Origin of the sequence: Sphaerospermopsis kisseleviana CS-549 (assembly GCF_028329225.1) — a bacterium.
GTDB lineage: Bacteria > Cyanobacteriota > Cyanobacteriia > Cyanobacteriales > Nostocaceae > Sphaerospermopsis > Sphaerospermopsis kisseleviana.
Window position 1 is genome coordinate 19,718 of the sequence record NZ_JAQMTI010000029.1, and the last position, 14,081, is coordinate 33,798.

Genomic DNA, 14,081 nt, shown 5'->3' on the forward strand with positions numbered 1-14,081 from the left:
TCTTTATTCCTCCAGAGAAATATAGAAATCCATTGCTTCTATTGCATCAAAATAGCCACATACCCCATTTAACCAACCTTGTGTAACTATTTGTTCAGTGGTATTACCATAATTTGGCAAACTTGGTAAGTTATAGCTTCGTAAAAAATCTTTAACAGCATCTTCAGAGCCTTCTCTCAAAATTTCTCGTAACGCCATAACTTTATTTTTACGATCTTTCCAATCTTCTCCTTCTTTAAATTCTCTAATTACTTTTGTTATAAAATCCCAAGTTCTCCACTCACTATAATGAGGATTTAAACGCAGGGGACGCATTGCTAAATTTTGAGTTTTATTATCAATTTTGATTTTATATTCACGTTCACGAATTTCAGTGATTGAGCCTGTTAAACCACTTGCGGCTAAATGCCAATCAAGAGCAGAAAATCCATCGGGTTCAAATTGTTTTTTACTCTTAACAAATTTTTTTGCATTACTACACAATTCTTCACTAACTTGATATGCTCTAGCAAAAGGATAATGAGTTTTAACTACACAAACACCTGCACACGCAGTCATCTTCTCACCATCAGGTAGTATAGTTTTTTCAATTTCTTTCAGGAATAAAGCTGCTAATTCAATACCTAATCTTCCTTCACAAATTAAAGTGATATCATCTCCACCAAAAACTAAAGGACGGAATGGTAAGTAATAATTTCCGTTGAGTAAGAACTCACCTAAATTACCTACTATTTTCCCTTGTTCAATTGACTTTATAACTACTTCTGCAACTTTTCTAAGTGCAGCTTTGTTATTATTATGTACACTTTTAGATAGTTCACGGATTTTTTGGATATATTCACGGTTAGTTTTTGCTTCATGACCATATTTTTGAAATCTTTTACCCATGCTGTTCCCATCTGCATGAATAATTGCTGTATAACTTGATTCACCATAAGAACGTCCAAGATGATCTGTTCGTAAAGGAAATTTATAAATATTTCTATCTACTATTCCTGAAAAAATTTCTTGTAATTCTTTTTTAGCCCTGGGAACAGCTTTTAATTTCTGTCGGGTTTCTGTTGAGATTAAGTAACTATCTGTGGTTTCGTCTTCTTCATCATATTCAACATATTTTTGGCTGCTATCTACTGCTGGTAGTTGAGTTGAATCACAAGTCAAAGTTACACCTAGTCCTAAAATTGGTACTGAAGGAATTCGCTCATTTTTTCGACTTTCAATTTCTACCTTTATTAAATCTTCAACTATTTGAGATAGGTTATTCTTATCCCAATTAAAATCTTCATGAGCAACTATTAAATTGATACCTGGAGCATCTTCTAATATTTTTCGGCTTAATGCACCAATGCAATCAACAGCTATTTCTCGAGATTTAGATATTAATAGAGCATTACCGCCACCTGAATAGACTAATTCAGCATCTAAGTTACTACTTTCAATTGGTTGTTCTAATTGTTTTTCACTTAATCCTAATTTTTGGAGAAGAATTGTTTTTAACCATTGATTACATACTTCTGAAACTAACTGAGATGCTCCTATATTTTCACGTAAACGATTACTACTAAAAATATAGTCTTGAATACCAGATGTATCTATGATAGTTACAGTAAACATTTTCATTTCTTTTTAGCCTCGTTGTTACGAATCCAATCAGCAATTTCTTGAGATAGATTTAGTAAATGCTCACGTCCAAAAACAGCTATTTTTTCATCTTTTTTTTGAGAATCAGGCTCTGTACTAAAAACATTAGTAATTTCAGTTCTTAGAGCAAGTACATCCTTTTTATTAGCACAACATACTAAAGCTACTCTTGCTTCTGACCCTCCTAGCTGTTGCGCCCGTATATATGCTTCAAATAATTTTGACTTACACAACTGTTTTGTTTGATCTGTAGTGCAAGAAATAGCAAATAGTTGATATCCCCTCATAAAAGCTACATCAAACTGAAATTTATTTTGTTTTGGATTTTTATAAGTAGCCATCCAAAATGAAGTTGCACTATCGTGAATTAACAAATTCTCAGAGATTTCTTGAACTTTTTGCAAAACATAATGTTCTAGCCATTCTCCATCAAGCCATTTACAAACTTGCTTGATATTTTTAAATCCATTTTCTTTGAGAGTTTGAAGCGATAATTCTTCGCCTGTCAGCCCCAATTCATGCAAAGCATTAATAATTGAATTATCACATTGTAAAATATCTAAATTTAAAGGAGGAACTTTTTTAAGTTCCTGATCTTCTAACCAATTAGATTTTGTATCTTTTGTGACAGGACGGAAAATTTTAACACACCAATTTTTCCATGTGTTTAAACTATCCTCTTGTGCATGAAATTCCGCAAAAACTTGTGCTGCTTTGGGTTGTTCAGGTTCTTTAGCCGGTTCTGGATGCCATTTCCAGCCGTGTAACTCAAAAATAGTTTGAATATCTACTTGCAAAATATTTGGCTCAATCTTAATCTTCTCTATTTCCTTATTTTCTCTATCTATACACATTTCCAAGTTACGTGGGTCTAGATAGCTAAAAATAAGATTTGAACGCTGCTTATATATTTTATCTATATTTTTGTTATTTTCCTCAATTTCCTCATAGAATAATGTCCGATAAGAATGTACAGACATGGCTTTTGTACCACCTGTGTAATTTAGTCCAATTTTTCCATTAGATATTTTTTCTATAACTTCATTAATTTTTACCCTAATATTATGAGCATCAGATTCATAATCTTCAATAGACCACAATTGTATAGTCTTTAAATGGCTTTCTGATCTAATGAGAATGCCTTGTAGTCGTTTTGCTTTATCTTCTGTATCTCTTGTATGCACTAAATAAACAGTTCCACCTTTATTCACTAAAAGTTTTGCCGCCACATAATTAGGTAAAGGATTTTCACCTATCAACAAAAACAGATGATCAACTTTATACTTATCTAATTCAGGTGTACTCATAATCTTTAATGTATCCTTCTATCAAAATTTCTGTTACCAGTATACATAGCATTGGAAATACCCCCTTCCAATATCTGCTAAATTGTAAAAAATACCTGAAAACCATTGATATCCAGTGAATATACTCTCACATACCACCCCATCCCCCAACATCTTACAGCAATTAGCCAATGGATCTCTTGATCAAAGTCACAACCTCACTCGCTCTATTAGACTGTGGGTATTATTACATTGGTTATACAGTGAGAAAGGACAAGCTGCTATTGGTGACACCTTTACTTATACTGACTGGCGACAAGCTTTCTTTACCAAAACCCACAAGGATGAAAAACAAACCGATATCATCAACCATCAAGACCCTGACTGTGCTTGTCTCAAAACCACCCGACAATGGTTAGTAGAATTGGAAGTATCTATAGATGAGTGGCAAAATTCTTTACAACAACATATACCAGTATATAACTCTGATTTAGAAAAACTTGTAGAAGAAATCCTCAAGGAACGGTTATTTGCCCAAGTTCGCAAATCACTTCAAAGCGACTTAGATTTATTAGTCAGTAAAAACTGCTTGCAACGAGTAGATTATGTTTCTGGTAGAAGCAAATATTACCGTCGAGTAGAGGTATTACCATTTTCTCAAAAATCGGAAAATTTTAGCTACGAAACGAATTTAAGTAATAAAAAACAAGCCTATTTAGCTGGAACTTTAGGTATGTTTAGTTTTCTTGACCCTACTTTACCATTACTTGCAGAAGAAATCTCAGAAGAGGAAATAGATGAAGACAATCATCGAGTTTTTTTATATGCTGATTATGTAGTACCTGAATCAAGTCCAATACAAGATGCAGTAGATGAAATTCAAAGTGATTTACAGGATATTTGGGATTCAGGAAAAATCCAACCTTTACTTTTAACTTATCTCAGCGCCCATCAAAATAAAATTTATGAATGTGTTGTTTATCCAGTTTGTATTTATTTTATGGAACGCGCTAAATATCTGTGTGCCTATGGTAAAACTCCTAAAGGTGATATCAACTGGTACAAATATCGTTTAGACAGAATAATCTCCCAACAATTAGAAATGTTAGATTGGGAAGATAATCGTGTTCCCCAACTACTAAGAGACAAATATAAAGAAGAACAATTACCAACTCCTAAAACAGTGAATATGAAGTTAAGAGAAGCTTGGGGTTGTGATTTTTATAAAGATAAAATATTGATGATATTGCGGTTTGAGAAAAATTTTCACCAAAATTATATCAAAGGAATCAACATCCACCAAACATTTAAAGCTATTAGCCATGAGCAAGCACAAATACTAATAAAACAAAACACATCTAATTCACTACATCAATATATTTTACCAATTCTTGATTCTCGGTCAAATGATGATGCTTATTACCAGGTTTATTATCGGAATACCGATTATTATGTAATTAGATGGTTACGAGCTTTAGGTTCAAAAGTTGAAGTTTTACTCCCTTGGGAATTAAGACAAGAAATGCTGCTAGAACTCCAAAATACTTGGAATTTATATACATAGAAATTTGGAACTTTATCAAGATTTACTCAATTTATGAATCAACAAAATCAACCCCTATTAACTGAGAAATTCACAGAAGCTTTAGTTTATGCTACCCATCTTCATGGTGATCAAGTCCGCAAAATTAGCGGTGTTCCTTATGTTTCTCATTTATTAAGTGTTGCAGCGTTGGTGTTAGAAGCAGGAGGAACAGAGGAAGAAGCGATCGCAGCTTTACTGCACGATAGTATAGAAGACCAGGGTGGAAAATCTACCCGTGAGGAAATTCGTCAGCTTTTTGGTGAAACAGTTGTTACAATTATTGATGGTTGTACAGAATGGGATACACCACCTAAACCACCTTGGCAAGAACGTAAACAGCGATATTTGGATCATCTGCGTTGTGCTTCTCCTTCAGTGCGATTGGTATCTTTAGCGGATAAACTGCATAATGCTAGGTCTTTACTAGCAGATTGGCAACAAAGGGGAGATATAATTTGGCATCACTTTAGTTGTGGTAAGGAGAAAACTTTGTGGTTTTACCAATCATTGCTGGAGGTTTATCAACAGACTGGTTCTGATGTGATGACACAAGAATTAGAACGAGTGATCAAAGAACTATTTGAGTAATAATCTGTTTGAAATTGTAAATTTCAGCTTGATAATTCTTAACCGAATTTAGCTTGACAGGTAAAGCAACCAATTTTACCCTTAAATAAGGATAAATTTGGCAAACCGAAGCGGGGGCAAAAACCCCAGGGGGTCCGCCAAATCGACAGAACCTTGATAATTGAATAGTTCTAGCGTTTCATCAGTTTCAGTTGGCGGTTCACCCGAAGCCTGAAATGAGGTTTTTTGAGAGGTCTGCCAAATTCGTCTCTAGACTCCGGTTCTAGACTATGTTTCAAAGCGCCGGGGTTTCTGATTACCTAATCCCCGCAAGGGGACTGAAACCAATCGTCCAACTTTTCTCTATAATTTGGATTTTTGTTTCTGATTACCTAATCCCCGCAAGGGGACTGAAACGATTAGACAATTCTCTTTTCACTGCCGGCACAAGTTCCCGTGGTTTCTGATTACCTAATCCCCGCAAGGGGACTGAAACGTATGGTAGCACTTAGCTGGCAAGGGCGAAGCCTGGAACTCCGTTTCTGATTACCTAATCCCCGCAAGGGGACTGAAACTAGATTTGAAAAGTCATGGTACAATATCCTTTGAATCGTTTCTGATTACCTAATCCCCGCAAGGGGACTGAAACCAAAGAACATTGCTCTAGTTCTAACTTTACAGGTTATTACGTTTCTGATTACCTAATCCCCGCAAGGGGACTGAAACCAGTGAACCCTACACCGCAACGAGGGTTCATCAAGCCGAAGTTTCTGATTACCTAATCCCCGCAAGGGGACTGAAACATCGCTCTTATATAAGCAATTGCGAGAGCGGTTAAAGTTTCTGATTACCTAATCCCCGCAAGGGGACTGAAACTACAGTGTTTCTTTGAATGGGATTTGGGGGATAGGTTTCTGATTACCTAATCCCCGCAAGGGGACTGAAACCTTTCTCTGCGGGGAGGTGGGAAATAGATGCAAACACGTTTCTGATTACCTAATCCCCGCAAGGGGACTGAAACAACTGGAGTTAAATTGCGATCGCAGCATCTATTCAGTTTCTGATTACCTAATCCCCGCAAGGGGACTGAAACACCAGAGTTCAAAGTTCCCAAACCTTCTATAGTCAAGTTTCTGATTACCTAATCCCCGCAAGGGGACTGAAACTAGAGAATATTTCTTTGCAAGCCTGAGTTTTATCAGGTTTCTGATTACCTAATCCCCGCAAGGGGACTGAAACATAAATTAGATGGTGTAGGGACTTCTGTGCATGATCAAAGTTTCTGATTACCTAATCCCCGCAAGGGGACTGAAACTATCTATACGATCGCGAATCACATAAGATGAATAAGTTTCTGATTACCTAATCCCCGCAAGGGGACTGAAACGGGTTTATAGACTTTATTCTTAACATTGACAAATGTTTCTGATTACCTAATCCCCGCAAGGGGACTGAAACACTATTGCTTTAATTTCTTTCTCTTGTATTTGTTCTGTTTCTGATTACCTAATCCCCGCAAGGGGACTGAAACACGAATATTCCCCCAGGAGCGTCACTAAATGCCCACTTCGTTTCTGATTACCTAATCCCCGCAAGGGGACTGAAACCTGTGATTTTGGTTCTGATTTCTTCCCAAGTTAGGTGTTTCTGATTACCTAATCCCCGCAAGGGGACTGAAACTTCAAATACTCATTGATGAGCAAACAATCAAGGGTTTCTGATTACCTAATCCCCGCAAGGGGACTGAAACATCAAATTTTATGCCAAAACGCAAGCCAGAGACTAAGTTTCTGATTACCTAATCCCCGCAAGGGGACTGAAACCAATAGTGTGCGTTTCCTCCAAAAATCTCCATATTGGTTTCTGATTACCTAATCCCCGCAAGGGGACTGAAACGCTACCTCTGCGAGAGATGCCGTCTTTGCGACGTTCTACTCTTTGGTTTCTGATTACCTAATCCCCGCAAGGGGACTGAAACTGAAAATATGGGAATCGACAGCATTACGCTATATGATGTTTCTGATTACCTAATCCCCGCAAGGGGACTGAAACTTTCCTCTTGAACTTTAGATTTATTATCTTTCCTAGTTTCTGATTACCTAATCCCCGCAAGGGGACTGAAACCTGCATCTAACACTTCTAATTCTTTCTAAATAACAGAATTAGGTTTCTGATTACCTAATCCCCGCAAGGGGACTGAAACAGAGATGGTCAACGTAACTCCTACTAACATCCATTGGTTGAAGTTTCTGATTACCTAATCCCCGCAAGGGGACTGAAACCTTTGACAAACCTAACATCTGGCTTGTGACGAACCTATTGATTAATTTTAAATATTATTGAGGAAACCCCATGAAACCCATTTTCAGAACCACAACATTAGCAGTTATTACAGTATTATCATTGAGTTGGCATAATCAAGGATTAGCACAACAAACACAAGGACAAAAGTTAGTAGATTCCATACAGTCTGTAGCACAAGTCAAACGTCAACTCAAAGAGCTTTTCACCAACTTAAATCAATGCGGTACAGGTGGTTGTTTTAATATGATAACTACCAATATCTGTGAATTAGTTGGAGCATTGGATGTCAAATTAGATGGTAAAATTATTGGTGAAATGTCTGGTTTTAGTGACACAAAACTCCCTATTTCAGCATCGGACTTAAAATTGATGAAAAAAATATTTAGTCAGTGCAAACCCACTAATTATCAATATTGGAAATGGGAAACTGTACTGCACGTTGGCTATGATCCCACACCCCAAATAGACAAAGAAATCCGCGCTGCTCTGGGCGCTCCTAAACCACGATAATTCAGGTTCTTAGAGGAAATTATATTATGCGATCGCTCTTACTAAATTATTGAGGGAAAGTTAGCGATCGCCCCAACATCATCAACATCATATTTATCTTATGAACCAGACACCAGAAAGCCTACAACAAATTGAACATTACTTTCATGAACTAATGAGACAACGGTCCAGGGATTTAATTGATAGTCAGAACTTGGAACTCCCCAAATTAGAATTTACCGTGAATCAAGAACAACATTGGTTTCCAATTCCAGGGATGTACGGCGGTTTTAGTTATTGGTGGGAACAAGAAACTCTGATTACCGAGAGTTGGAGTAGGGTCGTCGGCGGTTCTGGTCAAAGACACAAAATCACTACTCAGGGCTTTGAGTTGCTGGAAGAGGGGTTTGTATGATTTGTTGATTCTTAGAGGAAAACTTGGAATTGGGGTCTTCCAATAATTCGTATAATACAAAAATATGACTTTTTAAGTCAGTGATTATTTGGTGAATAGTAATTAGCTTACCTTGAATATTAGGATTAATAACATGGGACAATGGATAGATTTTCAACAAACCGTTAATCAAAGATTACTCCGAGAATATTTAGACAATGAACAAACCAAAGTCAAAAATATGAACATAAAGGGACATGGACTTGTTCGGGGTATTGCAGGTTCTGGTAAGTCTTTGGTTTTAAGAAATAGAGTTGAAAAAATTATTAATGACTATGATGATATTTTGATTCTTAGCTACAATCGTTTTATGAATGGTTGGCTTACCTCAAAACTTAGAGAAAAAGGCATTAGTAAAAAAATCACTTGTAAGACATTTCATACTTGGGCTTATTATAACCTAAAATATGACTATAATTTTGATCAAGATGATAATTTAAGAAAACAAGTAATAGAATTAGCAACAAAATCACGTTTGAAATACCAAGCCATTTTAATAGATGAAGCCCAAGACTTTTATGATGAGTGGTTTCAAGCTGTTTTACAAGTATTAGATACTGATACTAACTCTCTCTTTTTTGTTTATGATAACACTCAATCTGTTTATGGTCAGCCACATAGAAGAAAACAAGATTGGTCTTGGCGGAAACTAGGAATTAATGTTGTAGGTCGTTCTCAAATTTTTGATGTTAATTATAGAAACTCCCCAGAAATTCTTGAATCTGCTTGGCATTTTATACTGACATCATTATTTGATGCTAATATGAAAGTATCCAAAAAAGAACAAGTGCAAACCAGAATAGGAGCTATTATTGAACCCAAGACAAAAAAATCCAGAAGTTCAAATATTCAGCCGTTACTATTACAAATTCCGAATTATGAATTACCATTAATAGTTGCCCAACAGGTTAAATTAGCGTTATCAAGTCATCAACAATCTTCAATTGGTGTTTTAGTACATCCACAGAATTGGCGACTTAAAGATTTAATTAGTGCAGAATTATTAAAACTGAATATTCGGCATCATGCTCCCAGAGGTTCTAGAGAGAGGGACATGAATGTTGTAGATAGACCTTTTGTAATTGTTGATTCTTGGAATGCCCTAAAAGGTGTTGAATTTGATGCTGTTATTATTGCAGGTTTAGATATGGCTAATGAGTTTCCCCATGACCCCGATGCTGATTTTCAAGAAAAAGCTGGGATTTACACGGCTATGACGAGGGCAAGGGATCATTTAGTAATGTTATACGATACCAAAAACTCCATTGTTGACTTGATGGAAAATGCTTTGAACTCCCCTCCTCAATTGGAAAGTCAAGAGTAAAATATGGGCGATCGCTATCAGCATTACCCACTCCATTTTTACAAAACCCTAATAACCAAGTAAAAAGATTTTCATTAATTAAATAGAAGCTCAACTATGACAAAGTTTCCTTTTTTGGCATTTGAAGGATTAGACGGGGCGGGTAAAACTACCCTAGCACAACTATTTGCAAAGCAACAAAACTTTCATTATTATAGTAGTATACCACCAGAATTGATTACTTTACGGGAGCAAATAGCAACAACTAAATCCCCAATTAGCACATTCCATTTTTATAGTTTGTGCAACATTTTACGTAGTTGTGAATACACACTAAAATTGAATGATTTAGGAGTTGTAGCTGATAGATATGTATTCTCTACTCTTGCTTATCATAGTCTGTTAATGAAACAAGACTTGTCTTTTTATCTAAAAATACTGCAATCAGAACAAAAATTTTTACTACCTGATGTCATTGTTTATGTAACAGCATCTCAGTCAATAATTAACCAACGTATTATCCAACGAAGTCAGAAAGTCCCTATGCAATGGTATGGGGATAAAGTTTCTATTGAATATAATCTTGATGACTCATATAAACATATATTTGGATTAGTCAATATACCAATCATACAAATTGATACAACTAATTCAAATCCTGAGCAAGCATATTCTAATTTGTGCTATGAACTACACAAAATTAGCGAAAGTATACCCGTAATAAGGTCTATAAATTTCGATGTTAATTAGCTAATTTCAAATTTTAATGTATCAAAAATAATTATCATGAAACCAATTTCTGTAAATTTTCATCTGTGGAAACCATGCAATTATCATTGCAGATTTTGTTTTGCTACCTTTCCCGATATCGAAGGAGCTTTAACTTTAAACGATGCTAAACGTCTTCTTTTTCTATTACGTGAAGCAGGAGCAGAAAAACTTAACTTTGCTGGGGGAGAACCAACACTACACCCTAACATTGGTGAACTTGTAGCTGAATCGCATCGTTTGGGATTTATAACCAGTCTTGTGAGTAATGGTGCGCGAATGACTCAATTACTAGAAAAACACGCTGATAAAATTGATTGGGTTGCATTATCGGTAGACTCTGCTTCAGAAGCAGTCCAAAAGAATTTAGGACGAGGGAATGGTGATCATGTAATACAATCAATTGCTTTATTTGATAAATTACATCAATATGGTATCCGCATTAAACTTAATACAGTAGTTACACGCTTGAACCACCAAGAAAATATGTCAACTTTTGTCAGGCGGGTGAGTCCAGAGCGATGGAAAATATTTCAAGTATTACCAGTACAAGGTCAAAATGATGGTAGCGTTGAGGAATTGCTGATATCACCACAACAGTTTCAAGAATTTGTTGAGCGACACCAACCCCTCATAAACGAAGGATTTCAAGTTATTCCAGAATCAAATGACTTGATGAAAGATTCTTATGTAATGGTCAATCCACAAGGGCAATTTTACAACATCACTAAAAACAATGGGCATTCATACAGTTCACCAATTTTAGAAGTAGGTGTAGGTGCTGCCCTCGCTCAAGTTGGTTGGAACACAGATGCTTTTTTACGTCGGGGTGGTATTTACTCTTGGAAATAGTTAACACTAGGTTAACCACCATCAGCGATCGCCATTCCCAAAACACCCCCAAATTCTTAGAGGAAACCCCAAATCATACTGTCTATGGCCACACTGATTCCTTCATTTAGTAGTTGCAGTTCCAGAATGACCTCCGGCGAAAGGAGGTTAGCGCAGCGCATGGAGGAAAAACTAGATGATGATTACCTGTTATGGTATGACGTACCCATCGGTAAGAAACAATTACATCCAGATTTCATAGTTTTACATCCTAGTCGTGGTTTATTTATTCTCGAAGTCAAAGATTGGAAACTGGACAAGATCAAAAGTAAATTTCCCTCAAGAAAATTTTTACATTGATACCTAGACTACTGAACAAAACTAAAATCGCTACTATTAGCTAAATTTAAGTTATCAACATTTTCAACAAATCCAATAAGTTCATAACTATTTCGCATGAAAATTGCTGTTCCTTCTTTACCTCCCAGGTAATAATTTTCGTTTAATTCATACAAGCGACGATTACCATGAAGTTGAATGGTATCTTGACTGGTGAAATCCCTGATAATAGCGTAGTCTTCTAATCTATTACCTCTATAAAATATATTTTGTTCATTACCTAACACAAAAGTATCTTGACCTATACCCCCGTTTAAAATGTCAATTTCACCTCGTCCTGGATTAGCGGAACTGGGATTTACACCAACCAAAATATCAGAACCTCTACCACCATAAATATCATCGTTGCCTTCTAAACCATAAAGGTGGTCATCACCAGCACGTCCATTAATTTTGTCCCAGCCTTGAGTACCAAAAAGGTTGTCTTGCCTGTTTGTACCATTTACTGGATTAAGTTCAAAAGAAATATTATAGGTGATATCTTGAGAAAATCTTCCATCTGGATATGCTTCTTTCAGAATTATTTCGACATCTTCCAGTCCTAAATTATTGGGTATATCCAGGTTATTAAGATTTAAAGTTCCACCGAATTTTATAGTGTGGTCTTCAGGAGATAAAGCAGATAGCTGAATTGTTGTATAGAACCCATCAGAAAAAGCATTATCAATTATCTTACTTGGCTGCCCTGCAATATTGTTATCTGGTAAATTGTATATAAATTTATCAGATGTTTGTCTGTAGTTTTCCAAATCTTTGATCGCTATATCATCAATCTTCAAAAAGAGATTCCCACCATTTTTTGCTAGGGCTGTATCCCCTACTGCTTTCGCAAGTCCTTGAAGTTGTTTATCGCTTGCACCCTCTGGGAACAGTCTATCCCATTCACTGTTAATTAAGGGAAAAAAGATATATTCATATCCCTGATTTGGTTTAATTTCAACTGTTCTTACAACTGGGTTTGATGTTTCTAAAGTGCCTACTAAATTAAAAACGGGAGGTGCTTGATTTATTTCGGCTTTTTTCCCTTGAGGATCATTAGTTTCATCATAACGAAAAGGATTATCTGGTGCTGGAATATTATAAACATATTGCCACCATCTAACAGATAATTCTGTTTGAGAAACTCCATTAACCCGTTCTTGTGGTCGCAGTACACTAGAAGTTACTAAATCATTATTCATCTTGATTTTATCCTTTCAATGATGTTCATCTTGATGATTCCAATCATATTGTTGGTTATAAAATCAAATTCAATTTGTTGCGTCAAAATGACATAATTAAACCAATAATTAACTAATCAATATTTGATTTAGCATGAAAAGTGTAATAATTAACGTTATGACAGTATTTTCAACACCACAGTAATATAATAATAACATGGTTGTTGGTTTTTATTGTTTATTTGTTTGTTGAGCAAGCAACTGTACTAATATTAATGTGGTAGGCGATCGCCAATCCACAGAAACCTGGAATCCAGAACTATGCTAACAATTTTATCCAATTAACACTCAAGAAAATCAAACATATTTGTTGATTCAAATAATTACCAAAAATTTGCTGCCATTTCTCTGTTCCCATTTTTAATTCTACTAAATCCTTGTCCAATAATTGCATATTTCCAGGGTAACAAAGCACTGTTAATACCCGATATCTAATTTCTTTCATTGCTGGTGACAAAAACAATTTGGCGGCTTCTTTGGTTATTTTTTCGTGCAGTTCCCAGTCTGATTTTAAATCATTCAGAAACTCATTGAACTGACCTAATGTTTGTTTGATTATACCAATATCATCATCTTGGGTTTTAAGCATTTTACCGAGAACAGGGATAAATTCATCAACAATTAAATCACTGTTGTTCATTAAACACTCATCAGCATAGTTTAACAAAAACTCAAAAGCTGGATTACCCTTAGTCTTGTCTTTTACCTGATTATAACCCCTGAAGTGTACAGACATATTAGTTTTCAAGTATTTCCACATACTAATATTTAGTTTTTGTAATCTCTGGTTTCTGGCTTTGGCTGCAAAGATTTCAATATCTTCTTTACTATAATTGCCTACCCTGAGTTCACAGGTACTAATTTCTGGTACTGCTTTATGATGTACAAAACTAGCAGTGATTTCCTTACCATTTCGTAAATGTGATTTTCTCAAGAAAACGGGTTCATTACATACGGGGCATTTAAGAAACCCATAATAATCTTGATAATCGGCTTTTGATGCTGGTATTAATTCACCACCGATTTTTGTGAAAATTGCGTACTGCATAACCTATACCCTGACTCTTAAAAATCTTCAAAAATATTGATATCTACCCAGAAGTGTTGAATGTTAAGAAATCTGTGATAAAAATAGCCCAAAATATATTAAAATTTGAGCAAGCTATATCAAAATATTGATTTGATCATGATTATAAATTCATTTCCCAAGATTGTCAAAGACATCCTCAAATCC

The 14,081-nt window shown here is 35.6% G+C and carries 12 protein-coding genes and 1 CRISPR repeat array; of the genes, 8 read left to right on the forward strand and 4 right to left on the reverse strand.

Annotated features, from left to right (window positions below; all coding sequences use genetic code 11):
- Positions 1-3: 3 nt before the first annotated feature.
- Both PN497_RS02525 and PN497_RS02530 read right to left on the reverse strand, forming a co-directional pair.
- The gene (locus PN497_RS02525) at positions 4-1,620 is read right to left on the reverse strand and encodes a Cas10/Cmr2 second palm domain-containing protein (RefSeq protein WP_096572921.1); all 1,617 of its coding nucleotides are present in this window, start codon (positions 1,618-1,620) and stop codon (positions 4-6) included.
- Entirely contained in the window at positions 1,617-2,948 is a 1,332-nt protein-coding gene (locus PN497_RS02530; protein ID WP_096572920.1) for a Card1-like endonuclease domain-containing protein, read from the reverse strand. The genes PN497_RS02525 and PN497_RS02530 overlap by 4 nt, the downstream gene beginning before the upstream one ends.
- Before the next feature lie 115 nt (positions 2,949-3,063).
- On the opposite strand from PN497_RS02530, the gene PN497_RS02535 reads away from it, so the two are divergent.
- The 8 genes from PN497_RS02535 to PN497_RS02570 all read left to right on the forward strand — a co-directional run bounded on the left by PN497_RS02535 (position 3,064) and on the right by PN497_RS02570 (position 11,588).
- Positions 3,064-4,491, forward strand: a complete 1,428-nt coding sequence (locus PN497_RS02535) for a TIGR03985 family CRISPR-associated protein (protein ID WP_096572919.1) — start codon at positions 3,064-3,066, stop codon at positions 4,489-4,491.
- Positions 4,492-4,524: 33 nt separating this feature from the next.
- Positions 4,525-5,100: an HD domain-containing protein gene (locus PN497_RS02540; protein WP_096572918.1), complete on the forward strand. Its 576-nt coding sequence runs from the start codon at positions 4,525-4,527 to the stop codon at positions 5,098-5,100.
- A 287-nt stretch (positions 5,101-5,387) separates the two neighbouring features.
- Positions 5,388-7,361: a CRISPR direct-repeat array (repeat unit 37 nt; unit sequence GTTTCTGATTACCTAATCCCCGCAAGGGGACTGAAAC).
- A gap of 70 nt (positions 7,362-7,431) precedes the next feature.
- Entirely contained in the window at positions 7,432-7,893 is a 462-nt protein-coding gene (locus PN497_RS02545; protein ID WP_096572917.1) for a hypothetical protein, read from the forward strand.
- 100 nt (positions 7,894-7,993) lie between these two features.
- On the forward strand, positions 7,994-8,287 hold the full coding sequence (locus tag PN497_RS02550; protein WP_096572916.1) for a hypothetical protein: 294 nt from the start codon (positions 7,994-7,996) through the stop codon (positions 8,285-8,287).
- Between the two features lie 133 nt (positions 8,288-8,420).
- The gene (locus PN497_RS02555) at positions 8,421-9,650 is read left to right on the forward strand and encodes a UvrD-helicase domain-containing protein (RefSeq protein ID WP_096572915.1); all 1,230 of its coding nucleotides are present in this window, start codon (positions 8,421-8,423) and stop codon (positions 9,648-9,650) included.
- A 96-nt stretch (positions 9,651-9,746) separates the two neighbouring features.
- Positions 9,747-10,379: a deoxynucleoside kinase gene (locus PN497_RS02560; protein WP_096572914.1), complete on the forward strand. Its 633-nt coding sequence runs from the start codon at positions 9,747-9,749 to the stop codon at positions 10,377-10,379.
- Positions 10,380-10,415: 36 nt separating this feature from the next.
- Positions 10,416-11,249: a viperin family antiviral radical SAM protein gene (locus tag PN497_RS02565; RefSeq protein ID WP_236103990.1), complete on the forward strand. Its 834-nt coding sequence runs from the start codon at positions 10,416-10,418 to the stop codon at positions 11,247-11,249.
- A gap of 126 nt (positions 11,250-11,375) precedes the next feature.
- A complete protein-coding gene (locus PN497_RS02570; protein ID WP_236103989.1) occupies positions 11,376-11,588 on the forward strand; it encodes a nuclease-related domain-containing protein in 213 nt (70 codons plus the stop codon).
- Between the two features lie 8 nt (positions 11,589-11,596).
- Here PN497_RS02570 and PN497_RS02575 read toward each other — a convergent pair whose 3' ends face one another.
- Together PN497_RS02575 and PN497_RS02580 are read right to left on the reverse strand one after the other, a co-directional pair.
- Complete coding sequence (locus tag PN497_RS02575) at positions 11,597-12,808, reverse strand: calcium-binding protein (RefSeq protein ID WP_096572913.1); 1,212 nt, start codon at positions 12,806-12,808, stop codon at positions 11,597-11,599.
- 298 nt (positions 12,809-13,106) lie between these two features.
- Positions 13,107-13,895 carry a hypothetical protein gene (locus PN497_RS02580; protein ID WP_096572912.1) on the reverse strand — a complete coding sequence of 263 codons (789 nt, stop codon included), beginning with the start codon at positions 13,893-13,895 and terminating at the stop codon, positions 13,107-13,109.
- Positions 13,896-14,081 lie beyond the last annotated feature (186 nt).

Bases quoted from the DNA above. Each gene is read 5' to 3' on its own strand.
- PN497_RS02525 (WP_096572921.1), bottom strand. From the start codon at position 1,620: ATGAAAATGTTTACTGTAACTATCATAGATACATCTGGTATTCAAGAC.
- PN497_RS02530 (WP_096572920.1), bottom strand. From the start codon at position 2,948: ATGAGTACACCTGAATTAGATAAGTATAAAGTTGATCATCTGTTTTTG.
- PN497_RS02575 (WP_096572913.1), bottom strand. From the start codon at position 12,808: ATGAATAATGATTTAGTAACTTCTAGTGTACTGCGACCACAAGAACGG.
- PN497_RS02550 (WP_096572916.1), top strand. From the start codon at position 7,994: ATGAACCAGACACCAGAAAGCCTACAACAAATTGAACATTACTTTCAT.
- PN497_RS02540 (WP_096572918.1), top strand. From the start codon at position 4,525: ATGAATCAACAAAATCAACCCCTATTAACTGAGAAATTCACAGAAGCT.
- PN497_RS02570 (WP_236103989.1), top strand. From the start codon at position 11,376: ATGACCTCCGGCGAAAGGAGGTTAGCGCAGCGCATGGAGGAAAAACTA.
- PN497_RS02555 (WP_096572915.1), top strand. From the start codon at position 8,421: ATGGGACAATGGATAGATTTTCAACAAACCGTTAATCAAAGATTACTC.
- PN497_RS02560 (WP_096572914.1), top strand. From the start codon at position 9,747: ATGACAAAGTTTCCTTTTTTGGCATTTGAAGGATTAGACGGGGCGGGT.
- PN497_RS02565 (WP_236103990.1), top strand. From the start codon at position 10,416: ATGAAACCAATTTCTGTAAATTTTCATCTGTGGAAACCATGCAATTAT.
- PN497_RS02580 (WP_096572912.1), bottom strand. From the start codon at position 13,895: ATGCAGTACGCAATTTTCACAAAAATCGGTGGTGAATTAATACCAGCA.
- PN497_RS02545 (WP_096572917.1), top strand. From the start codon at position 7,432: ATGAAACCCATTTTCAGAACCACAACATTAGCAGTTATTACAGTATTA.